The sequence below is a fragment of the Bacillus cereus group sp. BfR-BA-01311 genome, assembly GCF_022664295.1.
GTDB classification, from domain to species: Bacteria; Bacillota; Bacilli; order Bacillales; family Bacillaceae_G; genus Bacillus_A; species Bacillus_A cereus.
The window spans coordinates 230,657-253,131 of the sequence record NZ_JAKUHC010000002.1; the positions used below are offsets into that span (position 1 = coordinate 230,657).

Consider the following 22,475-nt stretch of genomic DNA (forward strand, 5'->3'; position numbering starts at 1 on the left):
TAATGAATGTATTACTTTTGTTATCTTTTATAAGTAAAAAGCTTCATCTTTTTAATGAAGCTTTCTATCACTTTATTAAAAAGATAATAAATTAATCGTTTCCTTTAAAACACTTCCCTTACAAAGATTGTCTGTTCATATTGGTCGAAAATTTCTTCTATAGATGAAAATAAAGTTTCTTCCGGTATGATGAACTTTATTTTTTGATCATTTTTTAACATAAAGGAAATTGTTCCATTATCATTAAAACCTGTATGAAACGTTCCTCGTTTATTTAATAGTACCTCTTCAATTATATTTATTTCAATTGAAAAGTTATTCTTTAATTGCAAGAGTTCATGTACATCGCCAGTATGTATTTTTGCATCTATTTCAGTTTCTAAGTTTAATTGTTTTTTCTCAATTTTTTTGAACCAAAACAAAAACAATAGCTCTGAAATACCAGGTAATTGTTTTTTATAAGCATGTCGGCTATGAAACTGTCCGCCAATCTTTATAAAATATATACAGTCACCTGTAATAAAAACTTTATAATATATATCTGCCGTAAACATTTTAGGCTTTAAAAGATAAAAACTTTTGATCATAATTCCCCCATCAATTTTAAATGTATTTGTATAAACATTTTTAGCTAGATTTGTGCTAAAACATATTTCTCATGTAATGCAACACTATTGTATTGAATCTCCTCTCCCTTTGCAACAGTTGCTTTGAAGCCAGCTAGTAACCTTTCTCTATACTATCCCTATAAGTGCTACCCCATTTCCAACCGTTTTTCTTCTAGTATATTAAAAGCAGAATTTGATACGAGGCTCTATATCAATCTATCAATAAATTACCACTCTGTAAATATCTGAATTTTCTTTATATTGAAGGTTATCTCCTAAACAACCTCGAATAATTGTAATACATATACATAAGGAGGTTGATCTATTTTGTTTCGTTCCTTTACAAATGGTTGCGTCGCCTTAGTGCAACGCTTCTTGCCAGAACCGTTTATTTTATCATGTTTACTAACTGTTTTCGTTATCTTCTTTGGTATGTTTGCGACTCACCAAACACCTGTAGAAATGATTAATCACTGGGGTAATGGAATTTGGGGACTCCTCGCCTTTTCTATGCAAATGGCACTTGTACTCGTGACTGGATCTGCTTTAGCAAATGCTCCTCTTATTAAAAAAGGATTAACGAAAGCTGCCAGACTACCAAAAACAACTGAACAAGGCATTATTGCCATTTCAATTGTAAGTTTACTCGGTGCATACATAAACTGGGGCTTTGGAATTGTTGTATCTGTTTTATACGCAAAAGAAGTGGCAAGGCAGCTGGACGGATTAGATTATAGACTAGCAATCGCCTCTTCTTACTCTGGATTTCTCATTTGGCATGCCGGTCTTTCTGCCTCTATTCCTCTTACGTTAGCAACAGGCGGTGAAACGTTAATTAAAACGACTGCTGGAAGTATTAAAGAGGCGATTCCAATAACAGAAACGTTATTCTCACCATACGCTCTCGTTCCAGTTATTATTTTTCTCATTACGATGCCTCTCATTAATAAAGCGATGCATCCAGATGAAAAACATACGATTACAGTAGATCCTAGCGTGTTCCATGAAGAAGCTGCTGCTCAAGAAGTAGCAAAAAATACGTTCGCTGAAAAGATGGAAAATAGCATTATTATTACACTTTGCGTTGGATTGTTAGGTCTCATTTATATTTTCAATTACTTTTATACGAAAGGTTTTAACCTTACTCTCGATATCGTGATTTTTATGTTATTAATTGCAGGTCTTATTTTCCACCGTACTCCGATTCAGTATATTCGTGCTTTTTCAGACTCTACGAAAAGTGCTTCTGGCATTTTACTTCAATTTCCGTTTTACGCAGGAATTATGGGCATGATGATTGGAGCAAATAGTGAAGGACTTTCACTTGGAGGAGCTATTTCTAATTTCTTTATTAGCATTTCAAATGAAACGACTTTTCCGCTCTTTACATTTTTAAGTGCTGGCATTGTTAACATTTTCGTTCCATCTGGCGGCGGTCAATGGGCTGTGCAAGCACCAATTATGATTCCAGCTGGCGCTGAACTTGGTGTACCTGCTGCAAAAACAGCAATGGCAATTGCATGGGGCGATGCTTGGACGAATTTAATTCAACCTTTCTGGGCATTACCAGCATTAGCGATAGCTGGTTTAGGTGCTCGTGACATTATGGGATTTTGTGTTGTGAACTTACTATATGCGGGTTTTATCATTAGTCTATGCTTCTTATTTATTTAAACGAAAAGCTAGTTTTATACTAGCTTTTTTACATAATAAATCATTTATTTCCCATGCAATTTATAACTGTCTTCCACTCTATGTCCGTAAGGTGTAATGACTCAAATGCAAAAAAATCTTCGCAAATTTTTCCGATCAGGTGTGGATGTTCCCTCAAAAAATTCCACTGTAACGCTTTAGGAAGAAAATATGTTTCATATTCTTTACTTCCCCTTACTATCTCATCTACTTCTCTTTCACAAATTCCTCTTATTAAATACTCATTTCTTAACTCTATTTGAATTTGCTGAAATGTTTCGCTGCATTTTTTCAATTGAAGTAAACACGTAACATACTTCCGAAAAAGTTCGCCATCATACTGAACACAGTTTATAATACGATCGACTTCATTCATAATGCACGAGCCTTTTCTTCTATTTGTAATAACCATTTCTCACGCTTTGATACTTTACTCGTTTTCACAGATTGAAACACTGACCGTTTTATATCGCGAATGCCACAAAAACGTAAAATACCTCTCTTCATCATAATCCAATCTGCTGATCGATATAACAATGCGACGTACCATAGAGGCGAGTCTAACGTATTAATAACCCATGCTTTTTTCCCTTGCAATAATCCTTTCGGCAGAGCCCCTTCATATTTATAAGCAAATCCAGCTACGAAAATACGATCGATAAATCCTTTTAAAATTGCTGGCATCCCCCACCACCATATTGGATAGATGAATAGAAGTGTATCTGCTTCTTCTACTAACGTTCTATACCGAGCTGTTTCCTCTTCATTTACTAAATCGCGTCTTTTCTTCTCTTCATTAAATACGAGGACTGGATCAAATTGTTCTTTGTATAAATCAAGTACGGTAACTGAATGATTTGTTTCCTGTAGTCCTTTTTGCACATGATTGAAAATCGCCGCGTTAAAACTTGAAGGGTTAGGATGAGCATATATAATTAGTACGTTCACTACAAAACAACTCCCTCTATACGTTAAAGTTTCCCCTTCTTTAATAACTTCTCTACAATTTGTACGTTTTTCGAACTTTGCAACAATCGATTTAATAATATAAGTAACTCTTCTTTTTCTAAATCTTTCAGTTTCTCTTTAACTGCACTCTCACCAGCACCTTGCATATCATAAACAACTGCCACCATATGTTTACAATAATTTTCATAGGGACACTCACAGTTACTTTCTGAAAAATCTTCGAGATCGATAACTACTTCATAATTCCCTGCATTTCCAGTAACGAAAGCAAACACTTTTTTATCTTGTATTTCAACATCTTCTACATGCCCATCTTCATAATATTCATATCCCTTATCTACAATGTACTTTGGGATCCATTTCGTTATATCTTTTAATAAGTAAGCGTACATAATTGTACCCCTTCCTTTAATTCCCTTTTGACTTCAAAAATCCTGCATGTTATTCTAATTACTGTTAAGTAGCAAGTCTACGTGACAAAACGACTGACACCTATTCGGCGAAGGTGTCTCTTTTCATTTGCAGCCGATATGAATTGCCTCTTTCAGGCACATTCAATTTTTGACACTACACACTCAACACCATTCCCTGTATCAGGCTGCTTTAGCAGTCTTTTACTCTACATACTCCGTTATTTTAAGAAAAAAAGAGAGCTTAGCTCCCTTTTCTCGCCTTATACAATACCCCTTTTTCAGCATAGAGATATTCATCAGCTAATGTAATTTTCCCATCCAGTTTTAGTTCGTCTAATAATCTTGATAAATAAAATTGATGCAACATCTTTTTCGTGAATTTTCCTTCATGATGCGAAACGATATGTTCTTGAATATCTAACAATGATATCGGCTTATCTTGCTCTATCATATATTCATAAACTGTACTACGCAGTTTTACGTATTTTTCGAGTGTCACAGTAATGCGCAACCCCTTTCTTCTTAATATAAGTTTTCGTAATCGGTTTTTTTGCAATAAAAAAACCTCTCCGATAAGAAGAAGTTACGTATATCTTCGTCTTATCTCCCAGAACAAATATGTTCTGCTGGAATTAGCACCTGCATCGCGGTTGCTGGGTTTCATCGGGCCAGTCCCTCCACCTCTCTGGATAAGAAAATATTCACTTAATTCTTACTATACGTAATTCCACTTTAATTGTCAAACAAATATAATAAATATAACAAATTATATTTTCTTCCTTACTGTTCATACTACCCATATACGAACATGCAAGGAGGATTATGAAATGCATCAAAATGCTCGCGGATATGTACAAGATTCTTTTCAATCATTACAAGAAGCTAAAAATTGTTTAGAAGAAGCGCTCGAAACAGTTGAAAAAGATTTTAATCGCGCTCGTATTGAACAATCACTTTATGCTGTTGAACAAGCTATTCAACGTTGCGAGTACACCGTTCACATTTTAGAAAAAGATTAAAAACTTCCCATCAATTGATGGGAAGTTTTTTCAAATGGCATACTTCATAATTATTGCCGTTATGATTAAAAAATATACAGAATTAGCAATTTCTAAAATTCCTACTTTTATAATAGAAATTTTTTTGCCATACAACACAATTGCTCGAATGACACTTGGTATAAAAATAAGAGAACACCACGGATTAATCACAAATATGATTATCGTTAATACGATATGATATCCCCAAGATATAAGACGATACTTCGGGTTATTTTTTTCACGAATCATCGTTTTCACATAGAACGTACTACCTAAAAAGTATAAAAATGAAATAAGCGCAATGAATAATGCTGTATGATCGATTTGCTTCATTGAAAAGTAATAACTAATTAACCCACCGATACAAAACACAATAATCGCACAAATATCATTTAATAGTGCTCTTTCATTTTTTTGACGAGCGTAATACATATTCACTATAAATAATGGAATCATTACTATTACGAATAAAAGAATTCGCCACTCATATAATAAAGAAATCATCCCAAATAGGAACGCAATAATAAAATAAATAATGGCAACTTGTAAAAACTCTTTTTTTCGTCTTTGCTTTATGTACGTAAGAAATGGGTACGTAGCTAAATAGATAAAGAACCACGCTAAAAACAATGGAATATGATAAATAGTAGGTTTCCCAAGTATGACACTTAATAAAAAAGGAATAACAAGCATGGCCCATGCACCATGTTGCTTCGGAATAACTAACTTCATTAACTATACACCTCCCTTTTGAAAAAAGTTCTCACCTACAATTATACAAATAATTTTATATAATAGCGGATGCATATTGAATCGATTTTTTGACAAAAAAATGCTCCTTACATTATGTAAGAAGCATGAAAGAGGCAAACGAATATGTAAGTCGCGACCCTACCTTATATGAGTATGCTTTTCTATGTCACGTTATGCTCATCTAATATACCGTATTTCTTTTTAAATCTTGTAAGAATCGTAATCCATGAAGTACTAAATAGTAATAAGAAAATAACATTCGAAATCGCATGGCTCAAATCAAAGTAAAAACTTGCGATATAATACGAAATGACAGTTTCCCATGTTGCTTCTCGTATAAAACCGAGAAGGCCCCAGAAATTCATAATCCAGCCAAATAAAAAGCCAACAATTACTCCGTAAAGAAGTCTCCCCCATAGCTTTTTCATAAAAAATGTATTACGAAGTAAACCTGCTATAAAACCAATCATGCCCCACGAAAACATTTGCCACGGTGTCCATGGACCTTGTCCTAAAAAAATATTAGATACGATTGCTGCTGTAGCACCAATCATAAAACCAGTTTCACTTCCAAATACAATTGCAGAAACGATAATGACAAAAGAAGTTGGTTGTACACTTGGTAAAATAGAAAATGGCACCCGGCTTACTGCTGCAATTGCCGCTAATACAGCAACGAGAACAATTTCACGTGAAACAAACGCCTTTCTTTCAAAACGGATATAGAAAGGTAACATAATAACCGCTAATAGAAACAAACTACTTAACATGTAATAACCGTCCATGACAAGTGTCGTAAAGAGTAATGTGCCGATTATTACTGCAAAGATACATATTATGAATGCAACATATTGTTTGGACAAGCTTCGTACACATCCTCCCACGTTAATGCATATGGCAATTCTTTTCGAATGAATCGATTAATAGATGTTGTATAAAAGAAGTTGCCGCTAAAAAATTCTTTCGGTGCATCATTCATAATGACTGTTCCATCAAATAACATCATACATTGATCCACGTATTTCGCTGCAAACTCAATATCATGCGTTGCCATTACAATTGTTGTACCTTCTTTTTGCAGCTTCCTAAATAGTTCTCCTACTCTTTCTTTCTTCCATGGATCCAATCCCTTTGTCGGTTCATCAAGTAATAATAACGTTGGCTTTGATAATAACGTTGTACATAACGCAAGTAATTGTTGCTCTCCTCCGCTACAATCATGCGGATGGCGTTCTTTAAGCGAGTACAACCAAAACTGTTTTAGCGTATCTTCTGCTATTTCTTTTCCTTGTTCTCCATATAATTCACGCGCACGTTCATAAACCTCGTCCCATACTGTATCAAATGTAAAATGGTAATACGGATGCTGCGATACATACCCAATACTTTTAAACCGTTCTTTCGAATCGATTTTATGTATCACTTTTCCGTTCCACTTTACTTTTCCTCTTCTCGCTTTTTGTAATCCTGCTAAAATCGTTAACAGTGTAGACTTACCTGTACCGTTCTTCCCAACGAGCGCTACCCATTTTCCTTTTTCAATCGAAACTGATAAATCACGTAAAATAATCGGACTATTTTTTTCATATTGGAACGAAATATGCTCTGCGCTTAAAATTACCTCTTGCTTTTCACTTTGTGCTATTGGCTCATTTATATATGATATCGCTGCAAAATCATTCATTTTCATTTGCGCCTCTCGCACTGTAAACGGAATATCCCTCACATTCCACTCTAAAAATAGCCTTGGAATTTGCGGAATAAATGGACGGAATGTTTCTACTCCCCACATATCCATAATAACAATTTTAGGACTACCATCATACATAATACGGCCATTATCCATACAAACAACGCGTGTTGCAAGCGGGATAACTTCATCTAAACGATGTTCACTTAAAATAATCGTAATTCCAAGTTCTTCATTAATCCGTTTTAATAATCCTAAAAACTCTTTTGCAGCGATTGGATCTAACTGCGCTGTCGGTTCATCTAATAATAGCAATTTCGGCTGCATAACTAATACCGCAGCTAAATTGACAAGCTGCTTCTGCCCACCAGATAACGTGTGAACAGATTGATGCAATAAATCTTGAAATCCTAAAAAGCTAATAAGCTCTGCTATTCTTTTTTGAATAATATGTGATGGTAATCCGATATTTTCTAAAGAAAATGCTAATTCTTGAATCACTGTATCCATAACAATCTGGTTTTCTGGGTTTTGAAATACCATCCCAATTTCTTGGGCAGATAACAAATCAGCTACTTCCTCTATTAAAACACCCTCATAAAATATCTCTCCAGAACGCGTACCAATTGGAAGTAACTCCTTTTTAAAATGTTTTAATAACGTCGTCTTCCCAGATCCCGATCCTCCAGCAAGTGCAATAAACTCACCTTTTTGAACAGAAAGAGAAATATGCTGTAACGCTTTTTTATTTTCATCAGCATATACAAATGATAAATTGTTTATTTCTGCATGCGCCACCATATCCATTCCCTTCCTTCCATCATAATTGGTAAACTAATAAACAGTGTAAATAATACAAACATCATTCCATCGTATTGCTGGAATAAAATAGATTCGACTTTCGGATAAATAATCAATTTCCCTCCGCCATAATTACTACATACAATAGCAGCTATAAATAAAATGATTAAATAATTGAGCGTATACCAATCACGCCTTTCCATTCTATAGCGAATATACGTCGTACGCTTCGTTACACCAAATCCACGAGCTTGCATAGAATCTGCCGTTTGCAGTGCATCTTCTAATGAACAAATTAATAATACTTGCAGCAATTGCATACCATTTTTGACGCGTTCTATTATCGAACCTGAATCTACCTGCACACCTTTCGTTTTTTGGACGAGTGTGATTTTCTTTAATCGCCTTATAAACAAAGGAACAAATCTCACTGTAATCATCGTTAACAATGCAACTTTCGGTGAAATTCTTGAAAACAAATATAAAAATTTATGACTGGAAATAATATCATTGTATGACGCAAACGTAAACATAACTGCAACTAGTAATAACCCCATTACTATTCCAAACATAATCGCCTCAAGCTTAATACGGCTATCACCTAACCAAAATAACGTAGTTCGACCTCTATGCGTTAATAACGAATTAAATAAAATTACCATAAAAAAGAAAACAATTGTGCTCGGTAGCATCTTTCTTATCTTTTCGCTATTTCCTTGCATCACATTTAACATAATAATTAATACTATTGCTCCAATTAAAAAAAGAGGATGAAGACACATCATACATAGTATCATCACCCCGATATAATAGAAAAAATTCACAAAAGGATGTAAAGAAGAAAAACTTATTTTCATAGCCCTTTACCGAATGCCTTTCTTATTGTAATACGTATACCCACTCAATTGTATCTCCTGGTTTTACCGTAGCTACACCAGCACTATGGTTTGGAAAAGCACCGTTCACACGATATTTCCATCCACTAGTATCCGCAATATCTTTTTCATATAAATCATTAATACCTTTTACATAAATACTATCTCTAGATCCGCTTGCATCAACATCTAATCCTGTACGTTGTAATACTTTATACACAGTATCGCCATCTTGTACATCCATCTTTTTCGCACCCATTATATATCCGTTATTTCCTTTTACCGAGATTGTTACTTGTTTTGCTTGTGGTTTCGGTACTGGTACTGAATCTGTTTTTGGTGGTTCAGGTTTTGGTACTGCCGGAGTCGGTATCGTTTTCTCCGCTTTATTCGGATCAACTTTTTGCTCCTGCTTCGGTGTTTCTTTCGGCTGATTCACAACCTTTGCTTCTTCTTTTACTTCTGGTGCTTTCGGTTGTTGTTTCTCTTCTTGTGCTTGTTGCTGCTCTGGTTGCTTATTTACAGCCGGCTGTTCTTTCGGTTGTTCCTGTTGTTTCTCTTCTTTCTTTACCTCTGGTTGTGCCTGCGGCTTTTCCTCTTTCGCCTTCTCTTCTACTTTTTGTTCTTGTTTCTCTTTCTGCTCTTCTTGCTGCTTTTGCTCTGATTCAGCTTGCTTTTCTTCTGTTTTTTCTTCCGGCTTCGCTTCATCTTTTTGTACTTCTTGTTTCGCTACCTCTTCTTGCTTCGGTTCTACCTTCTTCTCAGGCTTTACAGCTGCCTCTTCACATCCGGCAAGTAGCCCGAGCGAAAGCAGTAAAGAAATGAACCATTTCACCTTACTCATCCTATCTCTCACCTTTCATACGAAAATTAGGAGCAAATAATTGCTCCTAATTTTTTGTTAAGCTGCTTTACGTCTCCATAATACATATGCAGAAGCAATACATAATACACCCATACCTACTTCTGTTGCTGCACTATGAGAAGATGCTCCTGTTTTTGGTAGACTGTTACCGTTTCCGATTTTTTTATTCTTAACCGGTTCGTTATCTACAACTACTTTTAGATTTTCATCTTTTGTTTCTTGTTGTACTTGTTTTTGTTCTTTCGGTTCTTCAGTAACTTCTTTTTCTACTACATTATTTTCTGGTTCAACGACCTTTTCTGGCTCTTCAATCGGTTTTGGCTTAATTACATTACCAGCGTCTACATTAGACCAATCATAAATAGATTTTCCCATTTCCTTAAATTGAAGTAATGCTAAAAGAGCCTGTTCTGTAGCCATTCCGTTACCATTTTGATCACTTGGTAACCATTTAAATTCACCATTTGAAAGTTGATATGATAATAGGTTTTGCATTGCCTTATGAAGACGATTTTGATCTACATCTTTAACAAGCGATAATCCAATAATTGCTTGCGCAGTACTATTTGAATTTTCTTGTCCATCAGCTGAAAAACCACCATTTTGCAGCTGTTCGTTATATAAATATGCAACAGCTTTTTGTATAGCTGGTTTCACATCTGATCGCTCTTGATAAGGAGCTAATGCTGATAAAACCATACCTGTTACATCAACGCTACTAGCACTATCTTTACTACCTGAACTATTATAAGTCCATCCACCGTCTGTATGCTGATTATTTAACAGTGCTTCAACTAAAGCAACTCTGTTCCATTTTGATTCAACTGGAATCTCATACTTCTTCGTATCAAATGCAAGTAAAGCAAATGCATAACCTGTAACAGAATTCACTTTATCTGACTCATACAATTTTTGAACTAAATTATGCCCACCTACATTTTTAGGGTCTGCACTCATTGCATTCATCATAATAATTGTTCTAGCTAAATCTGTCGCTGAAAAACGATTAATGCGCTTTTCTACTTTTTCAGTTACTGACTTAACATAATTTAATTTTGCCTCAATTGGCACATTCTTTCCAGAACGAGAAAGCGCTACAGCTACCCAGTCACTTTCAATTCCATCTTGTAACATCTTATCTGATGTTTTAGAAATGGCTTCGTTTAATTGTGCACTTGGATCTTGAATGTTCTCTTGCTTTGGTTGTTCTGGTTTTTCATCATTTGTTTTTGTACCATCTGGTTTTTCTTGTTTTGAACCATCCGTCTTTGGTTCTTCTGGTTTTTCTTGTTTTGGATCATTCGTCTTTGGTTCTTCTGGTTTTTCTTGTTTTGGATCATCCGTCTTCGGTTCTTCTGGTTTTTCTTGTTTTGGATCATCCGTCTTTGGTTCTTCTGGTTTGCCACCGTTAGTTTCTTCTGTTTTACACGTTCCGAACTTATCTAACGTTTCTTTCAATGTTTCCTGGCTCATATTGCTCCAGTCTGAAACAAAACGGAATACAACCACATCACCAGACTCTAATTTATAACTATCTGCCCCAACTTGTGCAGATGTATCATTTACATCGTATGTCCAACCACTTGTAGCCCCGGCCATTAAACCATCGATGCCTTTTACATATGTTCCAAACGACATCGTTTCAGATTCTACTTTGTCCCCCATGACCTTTTGCAGCAAACTTAAAGCTGTTTCCCCATCTTTAATTTGCTCTTCTTTCGGACATAACATAATGCCCTTTTGTGATTCCCCAATAATTGCAAGTTTTGCTGTATTTCCTTCAGCAAACGTAATATGTACTGTATTCGCAAAAGAAACAAATACAAGTGTCACTGCCATTAACGACGTAAGCAGCCACTTTTTCAACATTGCCATCCCAAAATTTCCTCCCTTACTACCATTTACACAAAAAAAGGCCCTTCAAGGGCGTGCGATTGACACTCTCTTTTTGTAAGTGTCGAACAAAAATGTACAACACCTCCTACCCGCATTATTCGCGGCTATATTTGTATAGGAAAAATAATTTTGTTTATGAACGTATCATTGTGATAACATTCACTTTTCTTGGCACAACTTACTTCCATTTAAGTTATCGTAAAACGATAAACCTATACATTCTGTAAATTTTAAATTTCTGTATTATTTTACTATTGACAAAGAATTTTGTCCATGCTTTATCGGATTTATTTTCTAAGAATAATAACTTATTAACTCTTAACGATGTAAACTCTTTTCACTAATAATGACGCCATCTTCATCCGCATAGACATATTCATTTGGATTCCAATCCACTTGTCCAAAGTGCAATGAAATATTTCGTTCTCCTTTTCCTTCTTTCACACTTCTATTTGGCATCGTTCCTAACGCTAAAATACCAATATTAATATTCTTTAGTTCACTAGAATCACGAACATACCCATTCACAATAATTCCTGCTAGCTTTCTTTCTTCCGCAATAGCTGCCAAATTATCACCAAGTAACGCACAATTAGTAGACGCTCCGCCATCAACAACTAATACTGTTCCTTCTGGTAATGTTTGCAATCCTTCCTTCACTAGTACATTATCATCTTTCACTTTTACAGTTGCAATTTTCCCGTGGAATTGTTCTTTCTTCCCAAAAGACCGAAAAGACTGGCGACATATTTGTAATTCCTTTTCAAATTCATCACATAGATCAGTAGTTTTCCACATCTTGTTCCCTCTTTTCCTTTTTCTTTCTACATAACATATTCTTGGCTTATTATCGTTTCCCTGTCTAATATTGCAATAATTTGTACGTGCGGGAAAAGGATACAAAAACTATTGCCTTAAGAAGCTACCTTTATTATAATCTATTTCACAGATTAAATTCAGAATATTAAAAATTAACCAAGTGAAGAAGGAGGGATTTTATGCAAATACAAACTGAGGCAAAAAAACAACCTAGTAAACCAAAGTTTAAAATGCCTGATGCGTACGTACTACTATTTTTTATTGCCTTACTTTGCGCCATTGCTACTTATTTCGTTCCTGCTGGAGAATTTAAAAGGGTCACAAACGGGACTGTTACAACAACAATACCAGGTAGCTATCATTCTGTTCCGCAATCACCTGTAGGATTTGTTTCTTTTTTTACCGCTATTGAAAAAGGAATGACACTTGCTGCCCCTATTATCTTTCTAATTTTATTTACAGGTGGAGCCATTGCAATTCTTGAAAAAACAGGTGCTCTTGACGGTTTAATCTATCATGTTATTAACAAATTTCGTAATCAGCAATTACTTTTCATATGTATTGTCGCCGCACTCTTTTCCATTCTCGGAACGACTGGCATTATCGTTAACTCAGTTATCGGCTTTATCCCTATCGGTATCATCGTTGCCCGCACATTAAAATGGGACGCTATCGTCGGTGTAGCAATTATTTATTTAGGCACTTATGCTGGTTTTAATGCTACTATTTTATCCCCCTCACCTTTAGGCATTTCACAAAAGATCGCAGAACTTCCGATGTTTTCGGGAATTGGTTTACGCACAGCAATTTATATATCTTTTTTACTTGCTACCATTCTATATATAAATTGGTATGTAAAGCGCTTGAAAAAACCGAATAAAGGAAGCATCCTTGGCGACAACTGGTTTCCAAGTAACGCTCTTTCAAACGAAAAAGAAGCAGAGAAAAAGGAAGTTCCTTGGACGATACGTCATAAATTAATTTTACTCGTTTCAGCTTTATCATTAATTGCATTTTTAATAGGCGCTTTTCGTCTACATTGGACGGACGCAGAAATGACCGCTACTTTTATTTTCATAGCAATTACAGCAGGAATAATAGGTGGCATGAAAGCAAACGATATCGCATCCACTTTTCTAACTGGCTGCCAAAATCTTATCTACGGTGCTTTAATCGTCGGAATGGCTCGCTGTATTTCAGTCATTTTAGAACAAGGCAAATTACTTGATACTATCGTTAACCAGCTCGCACAGTCTCTTGAAGGACAAAGCCCTGTATTTGGCGTTATCGGTATGTACGTAAGTAGTGCTGCATTACATTTCCTTATTTCATCCGGGACAGGAGAATCGGTTATTTTTATTCCGATATTAGCTCCATTAGCTGATTTCATGCACATTACACGCCAAGTTACAGTACAGGCTGTTATGCTCGGAGAAGGTGTAGTAAACTGCTTAAATCCAACTTCCGGTGTTTTAATGGGCGTTCTCGCAGCAAGCGGGATTTCTTATGGAAAATGGATTCGTTTCATGGCTCCACTTGCACTCATTTGGTTTATCATTGGACTTGTTTTTCTTATTGTTGGGGTGAATATTGAGTGGGGACCTTACTAAATACTTAACTAGATAAATAAGTACTATCGTTCCATATAAATATCTATTCTATTTCCCTCACTAGTCCTATAAAAATCATTTATTCTAGTAAAAATATAAGAAGGGATTGATCATAATGATCAATCCCTTTTATCAAAATATAATACCTTTAAAAATCTTAGTTCCAGATTTTATTTACCCATTCTGGATGATCAATAAAAGGGTTGCGGTTATGTTGATATTTTGTAAAAATCACTTCATTACGCTTTCGCTCTAAATCATCGACCGGGTCTTGTTCATTCCATTTTAATAAGACAGATAGTTTCCCCATGTATGGATCTTTATTGTTATTCACTTTTTCATTTAGTTCTAAATCTATTTCGCCGTTGTCTCCCTCGTAACGAACAGCCATATAAAACAGCATTCTAGCAATATCTCCTTTTACACTATCACGAGGTTCCCAAGAATCACTATCATATTTACATTCTGTCGCTTCAGAATGATTTACACCACCGTTATCAAAATCTAGATTTCCACGTGAACTATTTACAGATACATCCGTCGCTCTTAAATGATGTAGATCTGTTCCAGGTCCTGCAGTCGTTCCAAAGTCACCGTGAGATTTTGCCCAAACATGCTCTCGGTTCCAGTTATTTACTCCTGATCCATTCGTAAGTTTCCCTTGCGAACGACCAGTATATAAGAGTATCACATTATTTTTATTATTCGGATCTTCATCAGTATCTCTTAACGCGTCCCAAACCGCACTGTATGATAACTTTGTATGATTATCAATAATATTATGCAATTCCTTCTTTAATTCTAACCCCGTTTTTCCTATTGCGTTATTATAATATGTATCGTCATAATTTTTTACAATAATCTCCTGTGCTGATGCAGGAACCACTTCACCATGTATAGTATCTGTGAATGATAGAGATGCAGAACCTAAAATAAAAAATGAAGATAGTGTAACCATAGCAATCTTTGTATTTCGAAACTTCATATACCCATTCCCCTTTAAAATATAATTTAAAGCTATTCACTAAAAAGTGCTTTCTAACCCCCGAAACCTTTTAGAAACCCATACCCCTTTTCTGTTTATTTAATACAAGACTCTATCCAGTCTGTATCACTTCTAAACTTTTTGTTTATTCACATTCAAAACAATTTCACTTTTTACAAGGAATATCCTTTTCTTATAAAGATTATTAACATATTCTTTACAACTAAAAAGTAGTTTAATATTAACTTATAAATTTAAATTTATTTATGCAATAATGCATATTTGATAATTTGTTCAAAAGCATTTAAAGAAAACTGTGCTCAAATATATAAAATTTAATATAGAAATTAAAAATCCGATGCTAATATGAATTCTTTTCTCTACAAATAAAAAAAGAATGTGTCTCACACATCCCTTTTTTTCATTCCCATTTGTAAAAGGATTCTAAATCCCTTCAAGTCTCACTATTTATTTCGTTATCTCACCAAACTGCGCTCTCGTCACTTTCGCCAAGTCATCCACTTTTAGCTCAATTTGCACGCCAATTTTCCCGCCACTTACAATGATCGTTTCAAGCGATTGAGCACTCTCATCAATGCATGTTGAAAATAACTTCTTCATCCCAACTGGTGAACAACCGCCGCGAATATATCCTGAAACTTTCGTAATATCTTTTACAGGAATCATTTCAATTTTCTTTTCACTTACTGCTTTTGCGGCAGCTTTTAAATTCAGTTCCTCATCTACCGGAATAATAAACACATGATAATTTTTACTATTTCCTTGAGCGATTAGCGTTTTATATACTTCTCTCACTTCTCGTCCAATTTTCTCGGCTACTGATACGCCATCAATTTTCCCATCTTCTGGGTCATATGATATCATCGAATATTCAATTTTTTCTTTATCTAATATTCGCATCGCATTTGTTTTATCTTTTTTCATAGTGATCTCCTTAAAAGGTTATTTCATATTATTAAGTTTTATTATACACCCTTTTCCATTTCTCCTACATAACTTCACGTATATTTCAAAACTAAAAATATTGATAATTCAAAAATCATCTGATATAATTTGGAAAAACTTACGTTAAGGAGAGATTTGTAATGCGAAATTTTAATACTTCTTTCCAACTTCATCATCATACGTAACGCCGTGTATCCGAAGAAAAATTTTTCTTCGTGGGTACAGGGCTTTTCCTGTTGACCCACGAAGCGTTCATAAAGCTATGTGGGTATTTTTATACCTGCATAGCTTTTTTTAATTTGAAAAAGGAGTGATTATGATGGAAATGAGAAATGTAAAAGGAACGAAAGACTATTTACCAGAGGAGCAAGTGCTGCGAAATAAAATTAAAAGAGCTTGTGAAGATACGTTTGAACGATACGGATGCAAACCTTTAGAAACGCCGACGTTAAATATGTATGAGCTTATGTCTTACAAGTACGGCGGTGGCGATGAAATATTAAAAGAAATATATACACTTCAGGATCAAGGAAAACGTGAGCTCGCCTTACGATACGATTTAACTATTCCATTCGCAAAGGTTGTGGCAATGAATCCGAACCTCCGCCTCCCTTTTAAACGTTATGAGATTGGGAAAGTATTTCGAGATGGGCCAATTAAACAAGGAAGATTTCGTGAATTTATACAATGCGACGTTGATATAGTTGGTGTTGAGTCTGTCATGGCAGAAGCTGAACTTATGAGTATGGCGTTTGAACTGTTCCAAACGTTAAACTTAGAAGTAACGATCCAATATAATAACCGAAAATTGTTAAACGGTATCCTTCAGGCCATTAACATCCCTACTGAGCTAACGAGTGACGTCATTTTGTCATTAGACAAAATCGAAAAGATTGGGATTGATGGTGTACGAAAAGATGTATTAGAGCGCGGAATTTCTGAAGAAATGGCTGATACGATATGTAATACTGTATTATCTTGTCTACAGCTTACAATTGCTGACTTTAAAGAAGCTTTCAATAATCCACTCGTTGCCGATGGAGTAAACGAATTACAACAATTACAGCAATATTTAATCGCTCTCGGAATAAATGAAAATACGATATTTAATCCGTTTTTAGCGCGAGGACTCACAATGTATACAGGTACTGTATATGAAATCTTTTTAAAAGATAGATCGATTACATCTAGCATCGGTAGCGGCGGCCGTTACGATAACATTATCGGAGCATTCCGTGGTGATAATATGAACTATCCAACAGTCGGTATTTCATTCGGTTTAGACGTTATTTATACAGCACTATCGCAGAAAGAAACAATCTCATCTACAGCGGATCTATTTATCATCCCACTCGGGACAGAGTTACAATGCTTACAAATTGCCCAGCAATTACGTTCTACCACTTCCTTAAAAGTCGAACTAGAACTAGCAGGACGCAAATTAAAACGTGCCCTTAATTATGCCAATAAAGAGAATATCCCTTATGTGCTTATTATTGGGGAAGATGAATTTAGTACAAACACTGTTGTGTTGCGGAATATGAAGGAAGGTAGTGAGGTGAAGGTTCCGATTTCTTCTTTAAGTAATTATTTATAATACGAACCACCCTCGTTTGGGTGGTTTTTCTATTTTATAGATACCTAACAATTAGTTTACATAAAATTATTATAATCTATTAAAAATACAAATAAAAAATATCCAATTACCTATTATTTTTGGTAATATATAGATATGAATTGTTTTAGGAGGATTCACTTTGAAAACCTACATTCAAGCACTAAAGTGGACTACAGGGATCTATCATCTTTTATTATTTCCTTGTTATTATGTACTTCCAAGTCTTGTTAACCTATATGGGTTACCTTTACTACTATTGATTGTTTTACATATCAATACTATTTTATTAGCTAAAAAAGAAGGCATGAATACGTACCCTCATTATATCGGTATTATCGTTACTCTAGTTGCCTTCTTTCCTTATATAGACATCTTTCTACATATGATAGCAGCCATTTTCCTTTTATTAGATGCTGCTTCTACGAATGCAAAAGAAGTGTATGATTCATAGATGGATAAAATGAAACTTTCATCCATTGAGTTTTGAAATAGGTCAGCAAAAAGGGTTTACTTTTTAAGTAAACCCTTTTTTAAATTCCCCTCCTTACTCCCGACCAATAAAAGAATATTCTGTTTAAATTTTATAAATTTCTAAACATTTATAAAACATTCAAATTAACATACATTTTAGTTATGTAAAAAATCTAAGTTTTAAGGAGATGAATCCATGCTGAAAAAGTTGGTAGCAGGTGCATTATTAACTGTTTCGTCGTTAACTGGAGGACTGGGATCAGTATCAGCTAGTACCGAAAAAAATTATACGATTTCCTCTTTCGAATATGTAACTGTAGATGAAAAGACTGTTGATTCGTCTAACAAATTGAGTGCTCCATCAAAGGAAGACGTAAAAATAACGTTAGTTCTACCGAAACAAAATCAAAATGGAGACTGGTTATCTTATGGATTTTCGAGCAAAGAAAGTTTAGAGTCTTTTATTGAAAAAGATAAACAAAGGTTGAATAATCCAATCACTCCCCTTGGTGTTGGAGGAAGCGGACCTGGTAGTACAGACTTCTATAAACGCACAAATCAAGGTAGCGAGTATTTTTCTCTAAGTAGTGGTTATAAAAACTTGTCTGCTAGTTGGCAAAATCAAATTGTTTCTGTACGTACAGCAGCTCCTACTGCTAGTTATTCAACAACACTATGGGAACGTACTTCAACTGACGGATATGGAAAAGGTGTTGTTTTTAAACATGCTGATTGGTATGGTCAAACTGCAAACTTAAATAACTTTCCAACTTCAGCAGTTGAAGTTAAAAAGTAAAAAACATAGAAATAAAAGGTGTTTTCACGTATGGAAACACCTTTTATTTCTACAACTATTTCACATAACTCGTCTATACCAATTTCAACTCTTAACTATTATTTTTCGTATTCCTACTCTCCAAAACTTTCTCCATATTATGAGTTGCCCATTCCATCATTAATAGAATCACTGGACGTAGTGATTCACCAAGCTCAGTTAACGAATATTCAACTTTAGGTGGCACTTCACGGTATACTTCACGATGTATAATGCCATCAGCTTCAAGTTCTCTCAGCTGCAGCGTTAACATTCTTTGTGTGATATTTGGTTTTAATCTTTTTAATTCATTAAACCGCTTTGTACCATCTAATAAATGATACAAAATTACCCCTTTCCATTTCCCTCCAATCACCTCAACCATAGCTTCAACTGGACAAGAATATTTATTTAAAAATGGGTAATTTATATTATTTTCGTTTGGACAATCCATAATAAATCCCTTCCCTTATCAATAGTATCTTTTTTGATACTATACCACATAAATGTGCGTACTTGTATCTATGTTACTTTAAAAATATAATTTACTTACAAAAATAAATTCATGAAAAGAGGAACTTTTATGACAAATACAAACGAAATTACAAAAGAAAAGATTATGGAGGCTTTTCATTTCAGACATGCATGTAAAGAATTCGATCCTATGCACAAAATTTCAGAAGAGGATTTCAAATTCATTTTAGAAACAGGCAGATTATCTCCTTCTTCTTTTGGATATGAGCCTTGGAAATTTATTGTCGTACAAAATAAAGAATTAAGAGAAAAACTACAACCGTATTCATGGGGCGCTGGTGGGCAACTTGCAACAGCTAGTCATTTTGTTATTGTTCTTTCAAGAAACATTAAAGATATGCATTATGATGCAGAGTATATTAAATATATGATGAACGATATTATTGGATTGTCTGAAGACACTCAAAAAATTAGATATGAATTCTTCAAAAAGTTCCAGGAAACAGATTTTAACTTATTACAATCCGATCGCGCTGTATTTGATTGGGCATCCAAGCAATCTTATATCGCTTTAGGTAATATGATGACGAGCGCAGCTCAAATCGGTATTGATTCTTGTCCAATAGAAGGATTTGATAAAGAGGAAGTAGATTCTTTACTTCGTCAAGAAGGCATTATACAAGGCGATAATCTCGAAGTATCAGTTATGGTTGCCTTTGGTTACCGTAAAGAAGAGCCAAAGCGTGATAAAACAAGACAGACTATGGATACAATTGTTGAATGGATTAAGTAATATAGCACAGACAAATAATGCTCCTACTAGCTGGATACTTATACAAAAGAACTATCAGTCGTTTTTCTTATGTATGAATTTGGTTTTTCATGGAAAGATATGTTAGTATGTATACAGTTTGAGTGCTCTATTTTTAGAGTCGAACAGGAGGAGAATGAATATGTCTGATATTGAAGTTGGCGAAGTGTTTACTCTTAGTGATGAGAATAACGAAGAGCAAGAAGTAGAAGTACTTGGAGCGATGGATGTCGAAGGTGCAGAATATATTGCAGTTGCCTTTGTTGAAGATATCCAAACAGAAACTGAGGAAGACATTGATATTTTCTTTTTAAAAGTAGAAGAAGATAATGAGTTTTCATACATTGAAAATGATGAAGAGTTTGATAAAGTATCTGCTGCGTTTGAAAAGATTTTGGATGAGCAAGAGCAAGAATAGTATGAATGAAAAACACGAGGACGGATGTATATCCGCCCTCTTTTTATTTATTACTCATCCAGAGACTCACGCAGTAATTGCAGTACATCTTTCATCGCAAAAGGTCCATCTTTTTTAACATGTTCCGCAAATTCTGAAACGAGACGTAATGTTCTCACACTTTCGATTGGATGCTCTCCTGATGCACTTTCAGCTGAAAGCATAACTGCATTCGTCCCGTCCAGTACAGCTTGAAACACATCAGTCACCTCTGCCCTTGTTGGAATAGAATGATCTACCATAGATTGAAGCATTTGTGTTGCTGTAATGACATATGTATTCGTTCGATTACATTCCTGAATCATCATTTTCTGTAAAAGCGGAATGCATTGATACGGTAACTCTACTCCTAAATCGCCCCTTGCAATCATAATTCCATCTGCTTCTTTACATATATCTTGAAAATTCTCGATTGCTTCCATCGTTTCTATTTTTGCAATTACATTAGGTGACGTTTCTTTATACTGTTGTATAAAATCTCGTATTTCTTTTATATGACTAGGTTTTCTTACGAAAGAACACGCGATAAAATCAACATTCTCTTCTAAAAGAAACTGAATATCTTTTTTATCTTTCTCTGTAATAGCTGGTAAACGAACAGCCGCATCTGGTAAATTAACTCCTTTATGAGATGAGATATTGCCACCTGTTTTTACCTTCGTTTCTATTTTATCCGTACTTATCTTTTCAACAATTAATTCAACTTCTCCATCATTAATTAAAATTCTACTGCCTACTTTTACATCATTCGCAATTCCTTCATAATCAACACTCGCTTCTGTATTACTCCCTGTAACTGGTTGTGTATGTAAAATAAAAGAATCTCCTGCCTGAAGTGTAATTTGCTCTCCCTTCACTTCACCTAATCTTATTTTAGGTCCTTGTACATCACCCAAAAATTTAATAGAGTCATCTAATGATTTCACTAAACGAATGATGTCTTTATGACTTTCATGCGTGCCATGCGATAAATTCAGTCGAACAATTTTCATACCATTCTTTATTAACTGTGCTAACGTTTCTTTATTATTACTTGCGGGTCCAATTGTACAAATTCGATCGATTGTCATTTTTGTCACCATCCTTTTTTTAATAAGTTTCCCATATGAACTTAAAAATAACAGAGATTCTGACATGAATAGATTTAAATTTACATGAATTTCATAAAATTAAACCTGTATCCCTTGCTGGCTAAGCATTAGAAGATATATTCGCTTTTTGCAAATGAAGACATGTTGAATCGAAAGTAAAAGAAAAGTTAAGTATGGGATAAACCATTGAGAGTTTCGAAATTTTCATATATTGTATGAATTGAGTTCGAACTCAAAAATTTAAAAAGGTGGGAAAATTAGTGAATATGAAAAAATCTTTATCGGTGACAACTTTAGGGTTAGCGGTTTTAGGTTTTGGTTTTACTAATAACGCAAGTGCTTCAGAGGTCGATACTGTAGACAAGCAGCCCGTTTTAGTTGACTTTGATACAATTCAATCAACAAAAACATCTAGTGTTCCTAGTTTGATTCTTGCAGCTGCACCTAAGAATGACTCTAACATTAGCGTATATACTCCCTTTTTTGGTAACCCATATGCAGTTGCTAAATCGAAATCAACTACGACCGAAGACTATGTTTATGCAAAAGCAAGAACTTTCAATGGCGATGGCTCATTAGTGAATACGAAAAGTAATAGTGCAAAAAAATCATCATTTGTAAGTGCTACAGCGACCAACACAAGCATTTATTATGGAGATGATTACGCTATCGGTAATCATACCTATAAATTAAGTGGTTATAATGATGTGAATCACGAAACAAAAGCTTTCTGGTAAGAAAGAGAAAAAAGATATGC

The 22,475-nt window shown here is 34.7% G+C and carries 25 protein-coding genes and 1 riboswitch; of the genes, 9 read left to right on the forward strand and 16 right to left on the reverse strand.

What is annotated here, in order from left to right; translation table 11 throughout:
- Positions 1-104: 104 nt before the first annotated feature.
- Positions 105-587, reverse strand: a complete 483-nt coding sequence (locus MR136_RS06320) for a hypothetical protein (protein WP_000597306.1) — start codon at positions 585-587, stop codon at positions 105-107.
- A 348-nt stretch (positions 588-935) separates the two neighbouring features.
- Between MR136_RS06320 and MR136_RS06325 the strand changes: the two genes are divergently transcribed.
- Entirely contained in the window at positions 936-2,282 is a 1,347-nt protein-coding gene (locus tag MR136_RS06325) for a short-chain fatty acid transporter (protein WP_017673899.1), read from the forward strand.
- 40 nt (positions 2,283-2,322) lie between these two features.
- Here MR136_RS06325 and MR136_RS06330 read toward each other — a convergent pair whose 3' ends face one another.
- The 4 genes from MR136_RS06330 to MR136_RS06345 form a co-directional block, all read right to left on the reverse strand.
- The gene (locus tag MR136_RS06330) at positions 2,323-2,676 is read right to left on the reverse strand and encodes a hypothetical protein (RefSeq protein WP_017673898.1); all 354 of its coding nucleotides are present in this window, start codon (positions 2,674-2,676) and stop codon (positions 2,323-2,325) included.
- On the reverse strand, positions 2,673-3,248 hold the full coding sequence (locus MR136_RS06335; protein WP_001101572.1) for an NAD(P)H-dependent oxidoreductase: 576 nt from the start codon (positions 3,246-3,248) through the stop codon (positions 2,673-2,675). Before MR136_RS06335 ends, MR136_RS06330 begins: the two co-directional genes overlap by 4 nt.
- Positions 3,249-3,271: 23 nt before the next feature.
- Complete coding sequence (locus MR136_RS06340) at positions 3,272-3,661, reverse strand: SWIM zinc finger family protein (RefSeq protein WP_017673897.1); 390 nt, start codon at positions 3,659-3,661, stop codon at positions 3,272-3,274.
- Between the two features lie 262 nt (positions 3,662-3,923).
- Complete coding sequence (locus MR136_RS06345; protein WP_000171476.1) at positions 3,924-4,181, reverse strand: hypothetical protein; 258 nt, start codon at positions 4,179-4,181, stop codon at positions 3,924-3,926.
- A gap of 98 nt (positions 4,182-4,279) precedes the next feature.
- A riboswitch (SAM riboswitch) is annotated at positions 4,280-4,378 on the reverse strand.
- A 131-nt stretch (positions 4,379-4,509) separates the two neighbouring features.
- Between MR136_RS06345 and MR136_RS06350 the strand changes: the two genes are divergently transcribed.
- Complete coding sequence (locus tag MR136_RS06350; protein ID WP_000554032.1) at positions 4,510-4,701, forward strand: hypothetical protein; 192 nt, start codon at positions 4,510-4,512, stop codon at positions 4,699-4,701.
- Positions 4,702-4,731: 30 nt separating this feature from the next.
- On the opposite strand, the gene MR136_RS06355 is transcribed toward MR136_RS06350, so the two are convergent.
- The 7 genes from MR136_RS06355 to rraA form a co-directional block, all read right to left on the reverse strand.
- On the reverse strand, positions 4,732-5,454 hold the full coding sequence (locus MR136_RS06355; RefSeq protein ID WP_061457486.1) for a YwiC-like family protein: 723 nt from the start codon (positions 5,452-5,454) through the stop codon (positions 4,732-4,734).
- Positions 5,455-5,636: 182 nt separating this feature from the next.
- Entirely contained in the window at positions 5,637-6,338 is a 702-nt protein-coding gene (locus MR136_RS06360; RefSeq protein WP_000043896.1) for an ECF transporter S component, read from the reverse strand.
- Positions 6,311-7,972, reverse strand: a complete 1,662-nt coding sequence (locus MR136_RS06365; RefSeq protein WP_061457487.1) for an ABC transporter ATP-binding protein — start codon at positions 7,970-7,972, stop codon at positions 6,311-6,313. The genes MR136_RS06360 and MR136_RS06365 overlap by 28 nt, the downstream gene beginning before the upstream one ends.
- On the reverse strand, positions 7,945-8,823 hold the full coding sequence (locus tag MR136_RS06370) for an energy-coupling factor transporter transmembrane component T (RefSeq protein ID WP_031312309.1): 879 nt from the start codon (positions 8,821-8,823) through the stop codon (positions 7,945-7,947). The genes MR136_RS06365 and MR136_RS06370 overlap by 28 nt, the downstream gene beginning before the upstream one ends.
- 22 nt (positions 8,824-8,845) lie before the next feature.
- On the reverse strand, positions 8,846-9,685 hold the full coding sequence (locus tag MR136_RS06375; RefSeq protein WP_061457488.1) for a DUF4430 domain-containing protein: 840 nt from the start codon (positions 9,683-9,685) through the stop codon (positions 8,846-8,848).
- 57 nt (positions 9,686-9,742) lie between these two features.
- The gene (locus tag MR136_RS06380) at positions 9,743-11,581 is read right to left on the reverse strand and encodes a DUF4430 domain-containing protein (protein WP_061457489.1); all 1,839 of its coding nucleotides are present in this window, start codon (positions 11,579-11,581) and stop codon (positions 9,743-9,745) included.
- 339 nt (positions 11,582-11,920) lie between these two features.
- Entirely contained in the window at positions 11,921-12,400 is a 480-nt protein-coding gene (gene rraA / locus MR136_RS06385; RefSeq protein ID WP_000266037.1) for a ribonuclease E activity regulator RraA, read from the reverse strand.
- A 200-nt stretch (positions 12,401-12,600) separates the two neighbouring features.
- Here rraA and MR136_RS06390 point away from each other — a divergent pair, with 200 nt between their 5' ends.
- Complete coding sequence (locus tag MR136_RS06390) at positions 12,601-14,031, forward strand: YfcC family protein (protein WP_061457490.1); 1,431 nt, start codon at positions 12,601-12,603, stop codon at positions 14,029-14,031.
- 157 nt (positions 14,032-14,188) lie between these two features.
- Here the strand turns inward: MR136_RS06390 and MR136_RS06395 are convergent, their stop codons facing one another.
- On the reverse strand, positions 14,189-15,016 hold the full coding sequence (locus MR136_RS06395) for an endonuclease I family protein (RefSeq protein WP_000672192.1): 828 nt from the start codon (positions 15,014-15,016) through the stop codon (positions 14,189-14,191).
- A gap of 468 nt (positions 15,017-15,484) precedes the next feature.
- A complete protein-coding gene (ybaK, locus tag MR136_RS06400) occupies positions 15,485-15,961 on the reverse strand; it encodes a Cys-tRNA(Pro) deacylase (RefSeq protein ID WP_000710847.1) in 477 nt (158 codons plus the stop codon).
- A gap of 340 nt (positions 15,962-16,301) precedes the next feature.
- On the opposite strand from ybaK, the gene MR136_RS06405 reads away from it, so the two are divergent.
- The 3 genes from MR136_RS06405 to MR136_RS06415 all read left to right on the forward strand — a co-directional run bounded on the left by MR136_RS06405 (position 16,302) and on the right by MR136_RS06415 (position 18,867).
- Positions 16,302-17,579 carry a histidine--tRNA ligase gene (locus MR136_RS06405; protein ID WP_017673891.1) on the forward strand — a complete coding sequence of 426 codons (1,278 nt, stop codon included), beginning with the start codon at positions 16,302-16,304 and terminating at the stop codon, positions 17,577-17,579.
- A gap of 160 nt (positions 17,580-17,739) precedes the next feature.
- A complete protein-coding gene (locus MR136_RS06410; RefSeq protein ID WP_000860707.1) occupies positions 17,740-18,051 on the forward strand; it encodes a hypothetical protein in 312 nt (103 codons plus the stop codon).
- A gap of 216 nt (positions 18,052-18,267) precedes the next feature.
- Positions 18,268-18,867 (forward strand): hypothetical protein, encoded by a 600-nt coding sequence (locus MR136_RS06415; RefSeq protein ID WP_000914423.1) that lies wholly within the window; start codon positions 18,268-18,270, stop codon positions 18,865-18,867.
- A 91-nt stretch (positions 18,868-18,958) separates the two neighbouring features.
- Here MR136_RS06415 and MR136_RS06420 read toward each other — a convergent pair whose 3' ends face one another.
- Positions 18,959-19,339 (reverse strand): winged helix-turn-helix transcriptional regulator, encoded by a 381-nt coding sequence (locus MR136_RS06420; protein ID WP_000340581.1) that lies wholly within the window; start codon positions 19,337-19,339, stop codon positions 18,959-18,961.
- Positions 19,340-19,468: 129 nt separating this feature from the next.
- On the opposite strand from MR136_RS06420, the gene MR136_RS06425 reads away from it, so the two are divergent.
- Positions 19,469-20,152 (forward strand): NAD(P)H-dependent oxidoreductase, encoded by a 684-nt coding sequence (locus MR136_RS06425; protein ID WP_017673890.1) that lies wholly within the window; start codon positions 19,469-19,471, stop codon positions 20,150-20,152.
- A 154-nt stretch (positions 20,153-20,306) separates the two neighbouring features.
- Positions 20,307-20,588, forward strand: coding sequence for a DUF1292 domain-containing protein (locus MR136_RS06430; RefSeq protein ID WP_002005464.1), 282 nt, complete (start codon positions 20,307-20,309; stop codon positions 20,586-20,588).
- A gap of 50 nt (positions 20,589-20,638) precedes the next feature.
- On the opposite strand, the gene MR136_RS06435 is transcribed toward MR136_RS06430, so the two are convergent.
- Positions 20,639-21,697 carry a pyruvate kinase gene (locus MR136_RS06435; RefSeq protein ID WP_000151079.1) on the reverse strand — a complete coding sequence of 353 codons (1,059 nt, stop codon included), beginning with the start codon at positions 21,695-21,697 and terminating at the stop codon, positions 20,639-20,641.
- A 281-nt stretch (positions 21,698-21,978) separates the two neighbouring features.
- Here MR136_RS06435 and MR136_RS06440 point away from each other — a divergent pair, with 281 nt between their 5' ends.
- Entirely contained in the window at positions 21,979-22,455 is a 477-nt protein-coding gene (locus MR136_RS06440; protein ID WP_017673889.1) for a hypothetical protein, read from the forward strand.
- Positions 22,456-22,475: the final 20 nt, after the last annotated feature.

Coding starts and splice junctions, on each gene's coding strand:
- MR136_RS06350 (WP_000554032.1), top strand. CDS start 4,510: ATGCATCAAAATGCTCGCGGATATGTACAAGATTCTTTTCAATCATTA.
- MR136_RS06370 (WP_031312309.1), bottom strand. CDS start 8,823: ATGAAAATAAGTTTTTCTTCTTTACATCCTTTTGTGAATTTTTTCTAT.
- MR136_RS06390 (WP_061457490.1), top strand. CDS start 12,601: ATGCAAATACAAACTGAGGCAAAAAAACAACCTAGTAAACCAAAGTTT.
- MR136_RS06425 (WP_017673890.1), top strand. CDS start 19,469: ATGACAAATACAAACGAAATTACAAAAGAAAAGATTATGGAGGCTTTT.
- MR136_RS06330 (WP_017673898.1), bottom strand. CDS start 2,676: ATGAATGAAGTCGATCGTATTATAAACTGTGTTCAGTATGATGGCGAA.
- MR136_RS06380 (WP_061457489.1), bottom strand. CDS start 11,581: ATGGCAATGTTGAAAAAGTGGCTGCTTACGTCGTTAATGGCAGTGACA.
- MR136_RS06415 (WP_000914423.1), top strand. CDS start 18,268: ATGCTGAAAAAGTTGGTAGCAGGTGCATTATTAACTGTTTCGTCGTTA.
- MR136_RS06375 (WP_061457488.1), bottom strand. CDS start 9,685: ATGAGTAAGGTGAAATGGTTCATTTCTTTACTGCTTTCGCTCGGGCTA.
- MR136_RS06435 (WP_000151079.1), bottom strand. CDS start 21,697: ATGACAATCGATCGAATTTGTACAATTGGACCCGCAAGTAATAATAAA.
- ybaK (WP_000710847.1), bottom strand. CDS start 15,961: ATGAAAAAAGATAAAACAAATGCGATGCGAATATTAGATAAAGAAAAA.
- MR136_RS06355 (WP_061457486.1), bottom strand. CDS start 5,454: ATGAAGTTAGTTATTCCGAAGCAACATGGTGCATGGGCCATGCTTGTT.
- MR136_RS06340 (WP_017673897.1), bottom strand. CDS start 3,661: ATGTACGCTTACTTATTAAAAGATATAACGAAATGGATCCCAAAGTAC.
- MR136_RS06395 (WP_000672192.1), bottom strand. CDS start 15,016: ATGAAGTTTCGAAATACAAAGATTGCTATGGTTACACTATCTTCATTT.
- MR136_RS06320 (WP_000597306.1), bottom strand. CDS start 587: ATGATCAAAAGTTTTTATCTTTTAAAGCCTAAAATGTTTACGGCAGAT.
- MR136_RS06405 (WP_017673891.1), top strand. CDS start 16,302: ATGGAAATGAGAAATGTAAAAGGAACGAAAGACTATTTACCAGAGGAG.
- rraA (WP_000266037.1), bottom strand. CDS start 12,400: ATGTGGAAAACTACTGATCTATGTGATGAATTTGAAAAGGAATTACAA.
- MR136_RS06365 (WP_061457487.1), bottom strand. CDS start 7,972: ATGGATATGGTGGCGCATGCAGAAATAAACAATTTATCATTTGTATAT.
- MR136_RS06420 (WP_000340581.1), bottom strand. CDS start 19,339: ATGGATTGTCCAAACGAAAATAATATAAATTACCCATTTTTAAATAAA.
- MR136_RS06430 (WP_002005464.1), top strand. CDS start 20,307: ATGAATATGTCTGATATTGAAGTTGGCGAAGTGTTTACTCTTAGTGAT.